Genomic DNA, 16,974 nt, shown 5'->3' on the forward strand with positions numbered 1-16,974 from the left:
GGGGACTCCGTCTGAAAAGTATACAAATTTTAATGAGAGAAATCCCGTTGGGAGTTACAGACGTGATTTCACTATTCCTGAAAACTGGAAAGGCCGTCGTACATTTATTACGTTTGACGGAGTTGATGCCGGTTTTTTTATTTGGGTAAACGGACAAAAAGTAGGATATAGTGTAAACAGCCGTAATGTAGCCGAATTTGATTTGACTAAATATGTAAAGCCAGGCAAAAATGTCTTAGCTGTTGAGGTGTATCGTTTTACTAGCGGAAGTTATCTTGAGAATCAGGATATGTGGCGATTAAGCGGAATATTTAGAAATGTAACTCTTTGGAGTGCCCCACAAGAACATATCCGTGATTATTTTATCAAAACTAACCTTGATGACCAGTTTCGTGATGCCGATGTAGCAGTTACTGCCAAAGTAAAAAATTATGGAACCACAATAACAAAGCCGAGTGAACTTAAAGCTTCTTTGTATAATGGCACAACAGCTGTAAATACTTCATCAGGCAAACAAGTAATTCCAGCTTTAAAACCAGGTGAAGAAGTTATAGTTACTGTAAATTTTCATGTAACCAATCCAAAAAAATGGACTGCTGAAACACCAAATCTGTATACAACTGTACTTACTTTAAATGAAGAAAAAAATACAATAGAAACTTTATCATCACGTACTGGTTTCAGAGAAATTCAGATAAAAGGGCGTCTGTTTATGGTAAATGGAGTTCCAATCAAATTAAAAGGGGTTAATCGTCATGAAAATTTTCCTGATGACGGCCATGCTGTTACTGAAGCACAAATGATAAAAGATATTATGCTGATTAAGCAGACCAACAGTAACCACGTGCGTACGTGCCATTATTCTGATGATCCAAGATGGTATGAGCTTTGTGATGAATATGGAATTTATCTTGTTGCTGAGGCAAATGTAGAATGTCATGAAGAACAGAACCAATTCAATGAAGTGCCAACTATAAAAGCGGCTATTATTGATCGCAATGTGGCTAACGTGGAAAGTTTTAAAAACCACCCTTCTGTTCTTATCTGGTCACTGGGGAATGAAAATGGTAATGGGGGAAGCAATTTCAGAGCAGCCTTAGCAGCAATTAAAGCAATTGATCCAGATCGTCCTACACATTATGAAGGTTTTGGAATCGGTACAAAAAATCCTGCCGATATTGACAGCCAAATGTATACGCAGATAGCGCCTATGGAAGGACATGCAAAAGACGAATCGCTTACTAAGCCTTTTTACTTGTGTGAATATGCACATGCTATGTTTAATTCTATGGGATCTGTGGATCTTTATAATGAAATGTTTGATAAATATCCTCAATTACTAGGCGGTGCTATTTGGGAATGGCAGGATCAGGGGATTTACAACAATCGTAATCCTAAACATCCTATTTACCGCTTTCGGCGGAGGCTTTGATGAATTTCCAAATGACAGGTATTTTATTCATAAAGGTGTTGTCTTTTCTAATAGATCGCCTAAACCTCATTTTCCGGAATTAAAACATGCATATCAATGGATAACCATACGTGACAAAGACATTAAGAACGGTTTGGTTACCATAAAAAACCGTTATCAGTTTATTAATCTTGATGGTTTGACCGCCAAATGGGAATTAACTGAAAATGGTTCTGCTTTATCTTCTGGTAATCTGTCTGTAGGAACCATCAGCCCGGGAGCAGAAAAAGATATAAAAATACCATTTACTATTACTCCTAAACCAGGAGCAGAATACTTTGTAAGAGTTTCATTTAGTCTGGCAAACGATCAGAAATGGGCAAAGAAAGGTTTTGAGGTTGCTTCACAGCAGTTTGAATTAAATGTACCTGTACCTGCTGCAAAAAATACAGCTCAGGGGAGTAATTTAACACTGAATGAAACAGCAGCTGTTATCAGTGTAAAAGGTGCTGATTTTAGTCTGGATTTTGATAAAGTAAAAGGCACATTTACAAAAATAGAGAAAGGCGGAGAGAATATCCTGCAGGAAAGCGGCGGACCAATGCTTCACTTATGGCGTGCTCCTCACCAAACCGATGATATGTGGGCTTACCGCGAATGGAAAAAAAATGGACTGGAAAATATTTCGTGGGTAACTAATGAAGTGAAAAGCAAACAGCTTTCTCCTGATGTAATTGAAATAACAGTAAGTTTAACCGGAACAGGTAAACAAAATTTTAAAGTACAGCATAAAGCAGTGTATACCATCAATGGTAATGGAGTAATCAATTCGGCTAATGATGTCAGCTTTAGTGATCCAAAATTAATTCTTGCGAGAATTGGTGTCCGTATGTTTTTGAATAAAGATATGGATCAATTTGATTATCTGGGCCGTGGCCCTATGGAAAACTATGCTGACCGTAAAAGCGGTTTTGATGTTGGTCATTACTCCAGCAGTGTAGCTCAGCAATTAACTCCTTATGAAAAACCGATGGAATGTGGTAATCATGAGGATATACGCTGGGCAAATCTAACTTCTGGAAAAGGAATAGGTTTAACAGTTAAACAAGTTGATTCATTGATGCAGGTTTCTGCGCTTCCTTACAGCGATGAAGAAATGGATCCTGTTGAATATAAAATAGACCTGCCAAAAAGTAAAGGAACTGTTTTGTGTGTTAGTAATAAAACACTGGGAGTGGGGTCTAATGGATGCGGACCGAGACCTTTAGAGCAATTTATGGTGTATGCTAAGCCAGCTTCTTTCAGTTATCAAATTCAATTAACAAAAAAATAATACTTATTAATTTAACATAAAAAGCATTAGTAAATAAATTTGCTAATGCTTTTTTATCTGGGTCTATTTCTAATTATTAACTAAAATAAGTTGAGAGCTATTAAAAAAAAGTATGCTGATTGTAAATCTCCTTTATGAAATCGGCTATTAAGCACTGAGAATTATTGTAAGACTATCTTTTGATTTTACACTGTGTCTTGATTTGCTGCATAAACGTTTTATTCTCACCAATAATTCATTTGGATTAAAAGGTTTAGAAACAAAATCATCAGCACCTAAATTAAATGCTTTAATTACTGTGCTTTCTTCTTCGCCTAATGATGACACTACAATAACTGGAATGTTTTTAAAATTTTCTTTTGAATGGTTAATTATTTCCAGTCCAGAACGATATGGCATCACAATGTCAGTAATGATTAAGTCAGGTACGAAAACAGGAATCATCTCTATAGCAGTTAAGCCATCTTTGCAGGAAGCCACTTCATAGCCTTCTTTTCTAAGTATAAATTCAAGAATTTTTACCATTAATGCATCATCTTCAGCGATCAATATTTTTATATTAGAATTGTTCATTTTGTTTTGTTTTTATAATTCTTCTTTTGAATCTGTATTTATTTAAAAAGAGAAAGAAATATTTTTTAAAAGCAATATTTCGGTTATTGTCTGCAGCTAAGTCAAATAGATTTTACAGCTAAAAGGGACGTTTATTGCGGACAATAATAGGTTCAGGTTTATAATAAAAAGGTATCCATGAATTGAAAATTTCTATTTGAATATCAACTATTAGTGATAGGAAAAAAGATGCACTGAATCTTTTTGTGTGCGGCTGTTTATGAGACCAAGGACAAACATTAATCTCGTAAATTCCGTCAGTTTTTGTGATTTGGAAAGCCATAACATTTATGTTTTAGAGTTAATTAATTTGTTATTTCTAATGCAAATATGCGACAGATAACAATGGAGGATCACTTGTATTCGACCAATGGAACCTTGCTTTCGGTGAAATATCAGTACCTGCTCTTAATTTATTCTTATTTGTAATCACACTATCGACGAATGGAATCATTCAAAGGATTATCTGTTTTCCTTGTAGTTAATTCCTAAAAACGGGTGAAGGCTTATGGCTAGTCTGACAAAGACAAAGTTTTTCTGCAGCCATTTTAAAAGAAGTATTTAAATTATTTGAAACCGTTAGTCAGCAATATGCTAAAAATTCAGGCATTGGATTGTAAGCAATAAAAGCCATCGCAGATTGATTAGAAGATACTGTCTATTTGAAGTATAAAGAGAATAATAAAAGGTGTATGTTTTGTTTTGCCAAAAGAGTAAAGCTATAAGAACTGGCTTTGATTCGTTTACTGCTATTCATTAGAAAAATAGCACTTCACAAGAATTACACCGCACTTTACTGATTTTTAATTTGGATAAAGCTAAAAGCCTTTGGGACAAAAAAGGGAGTCATGTTTTTGGGACTTAGCAAGTCTTTTTGAAGATGCAGGTAACTTCAAAATTGATTTTAAATGAGCATAAGTCCAATAATAAACGGCGATGTGATTCTGGAAGTAAATTAGAATTGGTTTTTTAGAGTAATTGCTGTTTTCATTTTTCTGTGGTATTTAGATGAAACTTTATTTAAGTGCATATTAATTAAGTATCATGTAATGAAACAGCAATTACAGCTAAATTGGTTAGATTGTTTTTGGAGATTATTATGGGATTAATTTTTATTTGTTTCTTATTTCTGAAGCAAATCTATGGCGGTAAAAAGGTTTTTTTGTTTCTTTTCGACGAATAGAATTTTACTATCGATGAATATTTAAACTTTATGGCTGACTTGTAATTGATTACAAATCATCTATCGACGAATGAATATAAAAATGGAAACAGTTCCATTTTCTGAATCTTGTTTTGAACTTCACTTTGTTTATTGTCATTGTTTTATTCGTTTCAAGATATTTTTATGGATGAGATGCCATTATACCATTCGTCGACACTTTTTTTCCAGTTGTCCATACTTTATTATGATCTGACGAAAAACAGCTCTTACTTTTAAGACAATGAAATACATTTGAAGTTGAATAAATGTGTATAAAAAAATAATAAAATGGCAAAATCATTAAATATATTACTAATCGAAGATGATGCAATTGAAGTCATGAAATTCAATAGAGTACTAAAAAGTTTAGAACTCAATCATCGTATCATTGAAGCTAATAATGGTGAGGAAGCAGTTGATGTATTAAAAAGAAAAGAAATAATTCCTGATGTTATTATTTTGGATCTTAATATGCCTAAGTTGAACGGGATAGAGTTTTTGACTATTTTAAAATCAGATGATGTATTGAAATACATACCAGCAATTATATTGACTACTTCAAATAATCATAGGGATGTTATGGAATGCTATAAAATTGGTATCGCAGGCTATATTTTAAAGCCTTTGAAATATGATGATTATGTAGACAGGCTGCGAAAAATACTAGATTATTGGAGTACGAATGAATTGATTTCGCAGTAATGCAATAGATGGAGTTATCTGAATCCAGCTCCGATAAAAAGTATAGTTTTTTAACTATTTTTCCAGTTTTAAAACGATACAATAGATAATACAAAGAAAAACAAAATACCACTTTAGTTTTAAAAAAATTTGCTGTTTGAGAAAAAAACAGTAATTTAAGCTAAAAATTCGAAAGTATTGAACTGTATTTTATTATGGTTCAGTTGCTTCTTGTATCAAAAGCATTCGAAATAACAGCTCATTATTTGTGATTTTTTTAAAAAATTAAGGAGGGTAAAGCATGGAAAATTCTCAATTTCATTTTGACAGTGAAACATTCAATAGGATCTTTCCCTTTTATGTTTTGCTGGATCGCAGTTTAATTATCAAAGACAAAGGCAAAAGCCTGATCAAAGTTATTCCTGATTTAAAAAACGATGAATATTTCCTTCATTCATTTGCCATTACCACACCGCATATTGAAGAGTTAAATAGTGACAATTTTTATAAAGTCACAAATCAATTAGTTATTATTGAATCGCTCCTAGAGAAAATTTCACTTCGGGGGCAATTTGAAAACTATGCTGACGGCTATCTATTTTTAGGCAGTCTCTGGCTTACTTCGGTGAACAGTTTTAAAGAAAAAAAAATATCTCTTTTTGATTTTGCTCACCATGATTTAGCATTAGATTTACTTGATTTAAAGCCTCAAAAGTCTTTAACTGCAATGCATCAGCAGGAGAATCAATTAAAGAATGCCGGTAAGGAAATTCACGATATATCATTATTTCCTAATCAAAATCCAGATCCATTAATTCTTATTGATTTTGAGGGGCATTTATTAAATATGAATCCTGCGGCTCAGAATTTAAAAAAACTTACATCTCACGGGATTGATTATGAAATTCAGGATTTTTTTAAATTCATCATGCATCAGATTGACAAAACAAAAGAAAGTTGGATGTTTGAGGCTGAAAGTAATGGTAAGTACTATTCTTTTGTGTGCAAAAGTTTTCAGGAAGATGGTTATGTTAATGTTTATGGACATGATATTACTGAGCAGAAGATCAATCAGGAAGAATTAAATAAGCTCTCTCTGGTAGCAAAAACCAATAAAAACGGAATTGTATTTACACATCCTGATGGAAAGATATTTTGGTGTAATGATGCTTATTCCAAACTGACAGGATATAGTAATGATGAAATTATCGGCAAAACACCTGTTGAATTGGGCTCAAATCCCTTATCCAATAAAGAGGAAATCCATAGAATGATTGATGCTTTTTATGAAGGGGATACTTTTGAGGTAGAAATTCTGCATGCTAAAAAAAACGGGGATACTTTTTGGTCTAAAACAGTTGGACAGCCGATTTTGAATTCCTCGAAAAAAGTAATTCAATATTTTGCAATGATTGAGGATATTACAGAAGACAAGCAAAATGAAGAACAGCTTTTATTACTTTCCTCGATAGCAGATAAAAATATCAGTTCAGTAATTATCAGTGACAAAGAAGGTAAAATAGAGTGGGTCAACAGCAGTTTTACCAAAATGACCGGATATTCCAAAGAAGAGCTGATTGGTCACAGACCCGGTCATTTATTGCAAGGTGAAGAAACCAATCCAGAGACAATAAATTATTTAAAGAATCAAATAAAACAAGGCCTTCCTTTTGCCTGCGAGATATTAAATTATACAAAATTTAAAGAAAAGTATTGGGTTAGAGTGCAAGGACAGGCACTGCATAACAAACAGGGTGAAGTGATTAAGTTTTTTGCAATTGAAGAAAATATCAGTCAGGAAAAAGCATTCAATCAGCAGCTTATTGATTCTGAAAACCGTCTGACTTCTTTAATAACCAATCTTCAATTGGGTATTTTGTTAGAAGACGAGGATAGAAAGGTGCTGATAGCGAATAAACGATTTTGCGATTTATTTGATTTTAAAGGCGAACCGGAACAAATGATAGGGTTTGATTTTAAGATGGGTACTGAAGAAAATAAACATTTTTTTAAAAATCCAGATGCGTTTATTGATAGGGTAGAAGAAATTTTGAGAAACAAAGAAAACGTCTTTTCTGAAGAGATTGAACTGGCTGACGGGCGCGTGTATGAAAGAAGCTTTATCCCAATAGCCAAAGACAGTAAAAAGGATTATCATTTGTGGAGTTTTGAAGATATTACCCTCAAGAAAAAATACAAAGAAAGCCTAGAAGCAGAAAAAGAAAAATACAGGAATATTATCGCCAATATGAATATGGGCTTACTGGAGGTGGATAAGGATGATATAATACAATTGGCTAACCAGTCATTTTGTGATATGACTGGTTTTTCTCTGATTGATCTGCTGGGCAACAAAGCATCTGAAATTTTGATTCATCCTGAAGATAAAAAATTAGTTACTCATAAAAGCAAAGAAAGGGTTAAGGGTAAGTCCGATTCTTATGAAGTAACTTCAATTAATAAAAAAGGAGAAACGAGATACTGGCTAATCAGCGGTGCTCCCAATTACAATGTCAATGGCGAAATAATTGGTTCAATAGGAATACATTTAGACATAACCCAGCAAAAGAGCCTTGAACTGCAAAAAGAGGAATTACTTAAAAAATTAGAAAAACAGAACGAACAGCTCAATGATTACGCTCAGATTGTATCACATGATTTAAAATCGCCATTGCAAAGCATACACTCGCTGGTTACATGGATTAAAGAGGACAATGAGAAAGAATTTAGTGAGCAGACGCTCCAATATCTTACTATGATAGAAGATAAAGTTGAGAAAATGGATCATTTAATCCAAGGAATTCTAAACTATTCCAGAGTAGATGCTATTGATATGATTACTGAAAACATTAATCTGAATGCGGAAATCAGCAAAATTATTGATATTATACATATACCCAAGCACATTCAAGTCGTAATAAAAAATGAACTGCCAACCATCAAAGCAGAACGATTTAGAATGCAGCAGTTGTTTCTAAATATCATCAGCAATGCGGTAAATTATATTGATAAGCCTCAAGGATATATTGAAATAAGCTGTGAAGAGGAAAAAAAGCATTATGTTTTTGTCGTTAAAGATAACGGCCCGGGTATTGCTCAGGAGAATCAGGAAAAAATATTCAAAATATTCCAATCTTTTACTTCTAATAAGAAATCAACAGGCATTGGATTGTCTATTGTGAAAAAAATAGTAGAAAATTATAACGGAAAAATCTGGATTGAAAGCGAACTTACAAAGGGTACTGCCTTTTTTATTAAACTACCAAAATAGAAACTTATGAAATTAATTCAGGCTTATAAAAAAAAGAATGAAAGCTGGGAGTACCTGACAAAGGAGAAGGAATTAAAAAATCCGCTGGTACTTGTTTTCGGAAATAGAATGCAATTAGAGCGCCCAGAAGTCATTGATGATATCAGAAAGGAATTCCCTTATGAACATCTGGTGTTTGGTTCTACATCAGGGGAAATTATCGATTCAAATGTTTTTGATGATTCTATCGTAGTTACTGCTGTAGAATTTGAAAAAAGCACATTCGAAATCAGAACCGATAATATTTTTACTCATGGAAAAGATGCGAATGCATTAGGAGAATCTCTTTACCAGCAGATTCCCAAAGAAAATTTGAAGCATTTATTTGTACTCTCAGAAGGAAGTTTCGTAAACGGAAGCTCACTTATTGAAGGTCTTGAAAAAGGCATTCAAAATAAAGTGCCTGTCTCGGGAGGTATGTGCGGGGACGATTCAAAGTTTGAAAAAACATTAGCTTCCTATAAAGAAAACCCTAAGGAAGGCGAAGTCGTTTTGATTGGATTTTATGGCAAAACTCTAGAAATCTCGTTTTCCAGTTTTGGCGGATGGAGCTCATTTGGTCCCGAAAGAATCATTACCAGATCAGAAGCTAATGTATTGTATGAAATTGACGGACAGCCTGCTTTGGATTTATATAAAAAATACTTGGGAGACAAAGCCAGTCAGCTGCCTCAAGCTTCTTTGCTATATCCTTTAAATGTTACGCCCGAAGGCAGATCTCAAGCTGTGGTTCGAACCATTTTAAATATTAATAACGAAGATCAGTCGATGATTTTAGCTGGAGATGTACCCGAAAATGCAAAAGTACAGCTGATGATGGCTTCAGTTGATGCTATCGCCGAGGGGGCTTCGCAGGCTGCCATGTTAGCAATGAAAAACAGAAAAAATCACCCACAGCTTGCTTTATTAGTGAGCTGTGTAGGAAGGAAATTAGTTATGAATCAAAGGGTTGAAGAGGAAATAGAGCGTGTTCAGGAAATAATAGGAAATGAAGTAGCGATTACTGGGTTTTACTCTTATGGCGAAATGGCTCCGTTTAGCGGTAATACGTTTTGTGAACTGCACAATCAAACGATGACTTTAACTCTAATCAGCGAATAATGAATGCTTTACTAAAAAGACAGATTGTCAAATTTATAAACCCTGAACAGTTAAAAGATTTAAAGCATTTTTTGCAGGCAGTCAATGATTCTTATAATAATCATGAAGATCAGATGAGTATGTTACAGCGCGCTATGAAAATTAGTTCTGATGAACTTTTCGAGGCCAATATAAAACTGCGTAACGAAGCCAATAGTTTAAAAGAGATAAATTTAAATTTGACGGAGATATTCAATTCAATGAATCTGGATGCCGAAAAATTGGGTAATGAAAAGGATTTTAATCAGTCTGATTTCTTAAAAAAGCAATCTGCAGAAATTTTGTCAATGAATAAACAAAGGGAAGAACTGCTAAAAAGTTTAGAAAATCAAAACCGGGAGCTTAACGAATATGCTCATGTGGTTTCTCATGATTTGAAAGCACCGCTTAGAAATATAGATACCCTTATTAATTGGGTTCTTGAGGATAATAAAGATAAAATGGGCGAAAGCTGTTTAGATTCCCTTAATAAAGTATTGTTTAATGTCGAAAAAATGGATCTGCTCATCAAAGGGATTCTGGCTTATTCCACAGTTGATAAATTAGAATCCGAGGAAAGATTAATTGATTTTAACCAAGTAATTGACGAAATAAAGAGAGAGATTCATATCCCGAAAAATATTGAAATTCTGATAATTAATAATCTGCCAAAAATAAAAGGGAATACCTGGCGATTCAAACAATTAATGCAGAATTTAATTCAGAACAGTATTAATTATAATGATAAAGCCCAAGGCAGAATTGAAATTGGCTGTACAGAAAAGGAGCAGGATTTTGAATTTTATATTAAAGACAACGGTATCGGAATCGCTGAAAAATACCATGATATGATTTTTAAAATATTCACCAAATTAGAAAGCAACAATCAAAATTCAGGAGTGGGGCTTTCTATCGTTAATAAAATTATCGAGTATTATAAAGGTTCTATCTGGCTTGAAAGTAAAGAAAACATCGGGACAACATTTTTTTTCACCTTACCTAAAAACCATGGAGCAGCCTAATTTAGATTATATAGATAAACTCTGCGGAGATGATAATGTATTTAAGAAAAAAATGGTTGCTATCATTAAAAAAGAACTTCCGCTTGAAATAGATGTATATCATAAAAGTATGGAAGTCCGGGATTACAGGCTTGCTTCAGAACATGTTCATAAATTAAAACATAAAATTTCCATATTGGGTCTTGAAAGTGGCTACTATATTGCCCGTGAACATGAAAATAATTTATTAAACAGCATAATTAAGTCTGAAGAGGAATTTGAAACCGTTTTAAGGACAATGCAGTGTTTTGTAGATACTATTTAGTAGTTTTTTGTTTATAAAATAACAGTTTGTTTATTTGAAAGCTATAATAGATTCAAGCGCTTCATTAAATCCGGCCGATTGGCACGGCTTACAGGAATAACCTCCTTGCCTATTAATACACTGTTGTCTTCAATATCAATAATTTTTTTTATGTTGATGATAAACGAACGGTGTACTTTCAAAAATAAATTTTCAGGTAATTTGTCTTCAATCTTTTTAAGGGTGGAGTGAACTACATAATTTTTGTTATCCGTCTTGATATGGATATAATCTCCTTTGGCTTCTACAATATTTACCAGCGCAAATTCGATTTTGATTAAACGGCGGTCAATATTAATATAAAATTCGTTTGCATTATCTTCACCAGCAGTTTTATTTATAGCTGTTGCTGCTGCTGTAGGTAACGGGCTGACATTGACTTTTTGAACAGCTTTCTGAAAACGGTCTTCGGTAATAGGTTTTACTAAATAATCAGCAATGCATTCGTATTCAAAAGCTTCAATAGCAAAATTCTTATCAGAAGTTATTAGTATAATTTTGGGAGGATTTTTAATGGTCTGAATAAAATCAAAACCTGTAAAATCAGGCATATGAATGTCCAGAAAAATTAAATCGACCTCATTTTGATTCAAGAATTTTATAGCACTAATAGCATTTGAGAACTCCTGTAACAAATTTAATTGAGGGGTATTCTCAATCATTTTTTCTATGATGGCTCTTGCCATTTCTTCGTCATCAATAATAATGCAATTCATAGTTAAGCAGATTTATAATTCAGGTAAAGCTACTGATGGATTTTAAAATAACTTCAAATTCATTTTTGTAAAGCCGTACTATTTTTTTTTTTTTTTTTAATCCTTTTCCTATTCTTAAGCAAGATAATAACTTTTTTTAAGACCTAATATGAATATTTGTATTTTAATTTATTGATATTTCCACATACTCAAAAAAAATAATTTTTATAACCACTTTTGTTTTAAGATTTAATGAATAATTTGAATAGTTGTCAAAACAAAAAAGCCTGTAAACCATATGATTTACAGGCTTTTGTTGTCATTTGAATTGTTTTTTGTGGAATCGCCGGGAATCGAACCCGGGTCCAAACAAGCAACTAAAGAGCTTTCTACACGCTTATTTCCTGAATGGGTTTTCGACGCTGAGTTAGGTCAGGAACAACCGCTCTTTGCTTAGCTTCTTTAGTTTCGAAATCCGTCCAAAGCTTACGGAAATCTAGGTTTAAATTTACGATTCATCTTAATCGACCGCTATAAACCAAAGCTTTCGAGATGAATCCTGCTTTCCTACCTTGTAGGACGAGGCTAATCTTACTATGATTCAGATTATGCAGCAAGAGCGTAGTTTCCTTCGCCGTGTAAAATGTTTGAGACCTTTTATTTACGAGAATTATCCCAGTTCTCGACGTGCTTACTTTTCAATTCGACTTGCTGTCAAAACCAGTCGACCCCATTTTTTATTTTAGACTGCAGATATCAGATATTAGATTACAGAATCTTAAATTGGACTGCAAATATACGATATGAATTTCAAAATTCAATATCAAAATTTATTAAGTGTATTAATTTCAAAAATTAACTACAGTTTAAAATTACTAAATCTGAATATTGCAATCCAAAAATCTGCTGTCTGATATCTGATAACTGCAATCTGATTTACTCAGTATCTTTCACCTTAAAAGGATAGTCGCCAAATATAACAGACAGTTTTCGAACCGCATATGTGCTTCGGTTGAATTTATTGGACAAGGCAATTATTGTTACGTTTTCATCTTTCAAAGTGATGTAGGATGATGTAAAACCATGCCACCAGCCATTATGAAAATAGAAGTTTTTGCCAGTTTCCCAATTAATCATCCGAATACCCAATCCGTAATTTTTAGTTCCTTTATGTTCGTTGCTGTATCCTGTATACACTTGTGCCAGCAGTTCAGGTTCCAAAAAATATGGAGAATTTCTTGCTCTGTCAAATTTCAATAAATCTCTGGGAGTAGAATAGATATTTTTGTCGCCATATATTTTGTCTAGATAATCGATGCCAATTTCTACCCTGTTGGCTTTATAGGATGGCGCTACATTATGTTTGTCTTTTTCAAAATCCAAGACAAAAGTATGAGTCATTCCCAGCGGTTTGAAAATGATCTGTGCCATCGCTTCTCTATAGGAAAGCTTGGTTACTTTCTCAATAATCAAAGCCAGCATCGCATAATTAGTATTGCAGTATGCAAAACGGGTACCGGTTTTTTGCTCCAATTGGATTCCTTTAGTACCCATTATCGTCAATATATCCTGATTGGTCAAAGTATTATGTCTGTCCCAGACACTTTTGTCCCGATCAGTAAAATAGGCATAGCTGCGCATACCGCTTCTATGGCAAAGCAGCATCCTAACAGTAACCTCTGGATAGGGAAACTCCGGCAGGAAATCAGATACTTTCTGGTCTAAGTCAATTCTTTTGGCATTTACTAATTTTAATACAGCTGTTGCTGTCAGTACTTTGCTGACCGACGCAATATGAATAGAAGTAGTGTCAGTAATTGGTGTTTTGTCTCTTAAATTAGAATAACCTTCGTATTTTTCATAAATGATCTGGCCATTTTTTGCCACAAGAAACCCGCCGTTCATACTATTATTTGGCCAGTTTTTCTTAACGAAAGAATCAATCTGGAGCTGTTTTTCTTTGATATAATCTGCAGTAAGTGGTTCTTCCTTGCTCATAGGTTTCATTTTAGGCAAAACATTTTTTGGAAGATCAGCGTCTTTTATTTCTATTGCCGCTTTTTCTTTAGCATCAGATTCATTTTTGCAGGAAGTCAATACCGCTATTGGGAGCAGTAAATATAGTATATTTGCCTTTTTTATTAAATTCATTTTTGAGGGACTAAAAAGCAAATATATATAATCCTCTGGTTTTGTTTTTGTTTTTTTTTATTTATGAATATTATTTTTTATAAACCCGAAAAAAGGAGTTTTTTATAGTTAATTAATCATCATCGTGTTAAGTTTTTTTAGTAGAGAAAAAGGTTTATTAAAAAAGTGGAAATCAAATAATAAAGTTATATTTGTAACAAATATTGTTTTTTAAGTTATATTTTTACAAATTTTAAAAAAATAAATATGAAATTCGGAATTATAAAAGAAAGAAAAAATCCGCCGGACAGGAGGGTTGTTTTCTCACCAAATGAGTTAGCCAAAATAAAGCAGCAGTACCATGACTGCACTGTAAAAGTTGAAAGTTCTGATATTCGAATTTTTACGGATGTTCAATACCAAAGTATGGGAATTGAAGTTGTCAATGATGTAAGTGACTGCGATGTTCTTTTTGGGGTAAAGGAAGTTCCTGTGGATCATTTGATTCCTAATAAATCCTATTTCTTTTTTTCGCATACTATAAAGAAACAGCCTTATAACCGAAAATTACTGCAGGCAGTTTTGGAAAAAAACATTGATCTGTATGATTACGAAACCATTGTTGATTCTCATAACCGAAGATTAATCGGTTTTGGGCGGTATGCTGGATTTGTAGGGACTTATAATGCTTTCCGTGCTTTCGGAATTAAATTTGAGCTGTTTAAAATGCCAAAAGCCGAAACGCTCTCTGGTAAAGATGCCTTGACTGCCCATCTTAAAAGACATATTCTGCCTCCTCTGAAAATTGTGGTTACAGGAACAGGTAAAGTTGGAAATGGTGCTGCGGAAATGCTGAAAGCTATGAAAATAAAAGAAGTTACACCTGAAAATTTTCTGGCTAAAAATTTCACCCAGGCCGTTTATACCCAGATTGATGTTTTGGATTATAATAAAAGAAAAGACGGTCAGGTATTGGATTTTATCGATTTTCATAATAATCCGTCAGAATATATTTCAGACTTTGAACGTTTCACCAAAGTTTCAGATATTTATATAACGGCTCATTTTCATGCTAATGATGCTCCTGTAATTTTATCCCGCGAAATGCTTCAGGCTAATGACTGCAAAATAAAAGTTGTGGCTGATATTTCCTGCGACGTTAATGGTCCAATCGCGTGTACGCTGCGTTCCTCGACTATTGCCGATCCATTATACGGTTATCTTCCAAACGAAGACAAAGAAGTAGATGTTTTTCATCCAGCAGCTATTGTCGTTATGGCTGTTGATAATTTACCTTGTGAATTGCCAAAAGATTCGAGCGAAGGTTTTGGAGAAATGTTTTCAGAGCATGTTATTCCTGCTTTTTTCAATGGCGATAAAGACGGTATCCTCAAAAGAGCAAAAATAACCGAAAACGGAAAACTCACCGAACGTTTCGGCTATCTGCAGGATTATGTTGATGGAAAATGAAAATAATTATTAATTGTTAATGGTTAATTATGAATTAAATTAGCGTTGAATAAGGTTTTAAAAATAATTAACCATTACAATTAACTTACCATTAACCATTAACCATTAACCATTAATTTAAACCATATCCTCGGGTTTCACCCATTTATTAAATTCTTCGGGAGTTACATATCCTAACCGTACTGCTTCTTCTTTGAGCGTTGTTCCGTTTTTGTGTGCGGTTTGTGCAATTTCTGCCGATTTATAATAACCAATTTTGGTGTTCAGAGCTGTGACCAGCATCAATGAATTATTGACAAGTTCTTTAATTCGTTTGTGGTTTGGTTCAATACCCTGAGCACAATGAATGTCAAAGGAATAGCAGGCATCACCGAGCAGTTCAGCAGACTGTAGAAAGTTGGCAGCCATCATCGGTTTAAAAACATTCAGTTCGTATTGCCCCTGCATACCGCCAACGGTAATTGACATATCATTTCCAATCACCTGCGCACAAACCATCGTTAAGGCTTCGCATTGGGTTGGATTAACTTTTCCGGGCATAATCGAAGAGCCGGGTTCATTCTCGGGAATAAGTATTTCGCCAATGCCAGATCGCGGTCCTGATGCGAGCATTCTAATATCGTTGGCAATTTTATTTAATGAAACGGCCAATTGTTTGAGAGCACCGTGTGTTTCAACAATCGCATCATGAGCCGCCAAAGCTTCAAACTTATTGGAAGCAGTTACAAATGGATGTCCTGTAAACTGCGAAATATATTCTGCTGCTTTTATGTCATAACCTTTGGGTGTGTTCAGGCCAGTGCCAACCGCGGTACCGCCTAATGCAATTTCGGATAAATGCTGTAATGTATTTTTGACTGCTTTTAATCCAAAATCCAGCTGTGCTGCATAACCTGAAATTTCCTGACCTAATGTTAAGGGAGTGGCATCCATTAAGTGCGTACGTCCTATTTTGACCACTGATTTAAATTCGGCAGCTTTTTTTTGAAGCGTGTTTTTTAGTTTTTCTACATTCGGGATGGTATTTTCTACCACGGTTTTGTAGGCAGCAATATGCATGGCAGTTGGAAAAGTGTCATTGGATGACTGTGATTTATTGACATCATCATTTGCTTTTATGAAAGGCTCATCGTCAGTAATGCTAAGTTTTTTCAATACTTGAGCACGATTGGCAATTACCTCGTTGACATTCATATTGCTTTGCGTACCCGAACCAGTCTGCCAGATTACGAGCGGAAATTCACCAGCAAGTTCACCGGCAAGAATTTCATCACATACCAAAGCAATGTAATCTCTTTTCTCGGCAGTCAGGACTCCTAATTCACAATTGGCGTAGGCGGCTGCTTTTTTGAGATAGGCAAAACCTTTTATAATGGCTTTTGGCATTGACGCCTCAGCACCAATTTTGAAATTGTTTCGCGAGCGTTCCGTTTGAGCGCCCCAGTATCTGTCTGCTGGGACGTGCACTTCTCCCATAGTGTCTTTTTCTATTCTAAAATCCATGATATTTGTTTTGTATATTTGGAATTACAATAAAGTTACTTCTTTTTTTATGAAATTAATTTCACACATAAAAAAAATGTATTGAGCAATCAATACATTTTTTGTAAAATTAGATATGAGATATCTTTTTATCTTAGAAAC

12 protein-coding genes and 1 other RNA gene are annotated in these 16,974 nt (G+C 34.0%); 8 read left to right on the top strand and 5 right to left on the bottom strand.

The annotated features are described in order from the left end of the window. The coding region (locus IRZ80_RS19515) for a glycoside hydrolase family 2 protein (protein ID WP_317174796.1) at positions 1-1,432 on the top strand (1,432 nt) is incomplete at its 5' end. Further along, entirely contained in the window at positions 1,347-2,744 is a 1,398-nt protein-coding gene (locus tag IRZ80_RS19520; protein ID WP_194643818.1) for a beta-galactosidase domain 4-containing protein, read from the top strand. The genes IRZ80_RS19515 and IRZ80_RS19520, both read left to right, overlap by 86 nt. A gap of 147 nt (positions 2,745-2,891) precedes the next feature. Here IRZ80_RS19520 and IRZ80_RS19525 read toward each other — a convergent pair whose 3' ends face one another. Then, positions 2,892-3,317, bottom strand: a complete 426-nt coding sequence (locus IRZ80_RS19525) for a response regulator transcription factor (protein WP_194643821.1) — start codon at positions 3,315-3,317, stop codon at positions 2,892-2,894. Positions 3,318-4,848: 1,531 nt separating this feature from the next. On the opposite strand from IRZ80_RS19525, the gene IRZ80_RS19530 reads away from it, so the two are divergent. The 5 genes from IRZ80_RS19530 to IRZ80_RS19550 all read left to right on the top strand — a co-directional run bounded on the left by IRZ80_RS19530 (position 4,849) and on the right by IRZ80_RS19550 (position 10,996). Next, positions 4,849-5,262 carry a response regulator gene (locus IRZ80_RS19530; RefSeq protein WP_194643823.1) on the top strand — a complete coding sequence of 138 codons (414 nt, stop codon included), beginning with the start codon at positions 4,849-4,851 and terminating at the stop codon, positions 5,260-5,262. A 280-nt stretch (positions 5,263-5,542) separates the two neighbouring features. Further along, positions 5,543-8,512, top strand: coding sequence for a PAS domain S-box protein (locus IRZ80_RS19535; protein ID WP_194643825.1), 2,970 nt, complete (start codon positions 5,543-5,545; stop codon positions 8,510-8,512). A 6-nt stretch (positions 8,513-8,518) separates the two neighbouring features. Further along, positions 8,519-9,652 carry an FIST signal transduction protein gene (locus IRZ80_RS19540; RefSeq protein WP_194643826.1) on the top strand — a complete coding sequence of 378 codons (1,134 nt, stop codon included), beginning with the start codon at positions 8,519-8,521 and terminating at the stop codon, positions 9,650-9,652. Beyond that, positions 9,652-10,692 carry a sensor histidine kinase gene (locus IRZ80_RS19545; protein ID WP_194643828.1) on the top strand — a complete coding sequence of 347 codons (1,041 nt, stop codon included), beginning with the start codon at positions 9,652-9,654 and terminating at the stop codon, positions 10,690-10,692. Before IRZ80_RS19540 ends, IRZ80_RS19545 begins: the two co-directional genes overlap by 1 nt. After that, the gene (locus IRZ80_RS19550) at positions 10,679-10,996 is read left to right on the top strand and encodes an Hpt domain-containing protein (RefSeq protein WP_194643830.1); all 318 of its coding nucleotides are present in this window, start codon (positions 10,679-10,681) and stop codon (positions 10,994-10,996) included. The genes IRZ80_RS19545 and IRZ80_RS19550 overlap by 14 nt, the downstream gene beginning before the upstream one ends. Before the next feature lie 41 nt (positions 10,997-11,037). Here the strand turns inward: IRZ80_RS19550 and IRZ80_RS19555 are convergent, their stop codons facing one another. The 3 genes from IRZ80_RS19555 to IRZ80_RS19565 all read right to left on the bottom strand — a co-directional run bounded on the left by IRZ80_RS19555 (position 11,038) and on the right by IRZ80_RS19565 (position 13,881). Beyond that, positions 11,038-11,751 (bottom strand): LytR/AlgR family response regulator transcription factor, encoded by a 714-nt coding sequence (locus tag IRZ80_RS19555; RefSeq protein WP_194643832.1) that lies wholly within the window; start codon positions 11,749-11,751, stop codon positions 11,038-11,040. A 314-nt stretch (positions 11,752-12,065) separates the two neighbouring features. Then, positions 12,066-12,462: a transfer-messenger RNA gene (gene ssrA, locus IRZ80_RS19560) on the bottom strand. A gap of 204 nt (positions 12,463-12,666) precedes the next feature. Beyond that, a complete protein-coding gene (locus IRZ80_RS19565; RefSeq protein WP_194643834.1) occupies positions 12,667-13,881 on the bottom strand; it encodes a serine hydrolase domain-containing protein in 1,215 nt (404 codons plus the stop codon). Positions 13,882-14,127: 246 nt separating this feature from the next. On the opposite strand from IRZ80_RS19565, the gene IRZ80_RS19570 reads away from it, so the two are divergent. After that, positions 14,128-15,330, top strand: a complete 1,203-nt coding sequence (locus IRZ80_RS19570; RefSeq protein WP_194643836.1) for an NAD(P)-dependent oxidoreductase — start codon at positions 14,128-14,130, stop codon at positions 15,328-15,330. A gap of 117 nt (positions 15,331-15,447) precedes the next feature. Here IRZ80_RS19570 and fumC read toward each other — a convergent pair whose 3' ends face one another. After that, on the bottom strand, positions 15,448-16,833 hold the full coding sequence (gene fumC, locus IRZ80_RS19575; protein ID WP_194643838.1) for a class II fumarate hydratase: 1,386 nt from the start codon (positions 16,831-16,833) through the stop codon (positions 15,448-15,450). Positions 16,834-16,974: the final 141 nt, after the last annotated feature.

The organism is Flavobacterium sp. HJJ (assembly GCF_015351475.1).
GTDB lineage: Bacteria > Bacteroidota > Bacteroidia > Flavobacteriales > Flavobacteriaceae > Flavobacterium > Flavobacterium marginilacus.

Bases quoted from the DNA above. Each gene is read 5' to 3' on its own strand.
- IRZ80_RS19525 (WP_194643821.1), bottom strand. From the start codon at position 3,317: ATGAACAATTCTAATATAAAAATATTGATCGCTGAAGATGATGCATTA.
- IRZ80_RS19530 (WP_194643823.1), top strand. From the start codon at position 4,849: ATGGCAAAATCATTAAATATATTACTAATCGAAGATGATGCAATTGAA.
- IRZ80_RS19535 (WP_194643825.1), top strand. From the start codon at position 5,543: ATGGAAAATTCTCAATTTCATTTTGACAGTGAAACATTCAATAGGATC.
- IRZ80_RS19540 (WP_194643826.1), top strand. From the start codon at position 8,519: ATGAAATTAATTCAGGCTTATAAAAAAAAGAATGAAAGCTGGGAGTAC.
- IRZ80_RS19545 (WP_194643828.1), top strand. From the start codon at position 9,652: ATGAATGCTTTACTAAAAAGACAGATTGTCAAATTTATAAACCCTGAA.
- IRZ80_RS19550 (WP_194643830.1), top strand. From the start codon at position 10,679: ATGGAGCAGCCTAATTTAGATTATATAGATAAACTCTGCGGAGATGAT.
- IRZ80_RS19555 (WP_194643832.1), bottom strand. From the start codon at position 11,751: ATGAATTGCATTATTATTGATGACGAAGAAATGGCAAGAGCCATCATA.
- IRZ80_RS19565 (WP_194643834.1), bottom strand. From the start codon at position 13,881: ATGAATTTAATAAAAAAGGCAAATATACTATATTTACTGCTCCCAATA.
- IRZ80_RS19570 (WP_194643836.1), top strand. From the start codon at position 14,128: ATGAAATTCGGAATTATAAAAGAAAGAAAAAATCCGCCGGACAGGAGG.
- fumC (WP_194643838.1), bottom strand. From the start codon at position 16,833: ATGGATTTTAGAATAGAAAAAGACACTATGGGAGAAGTGCACGTCCCA.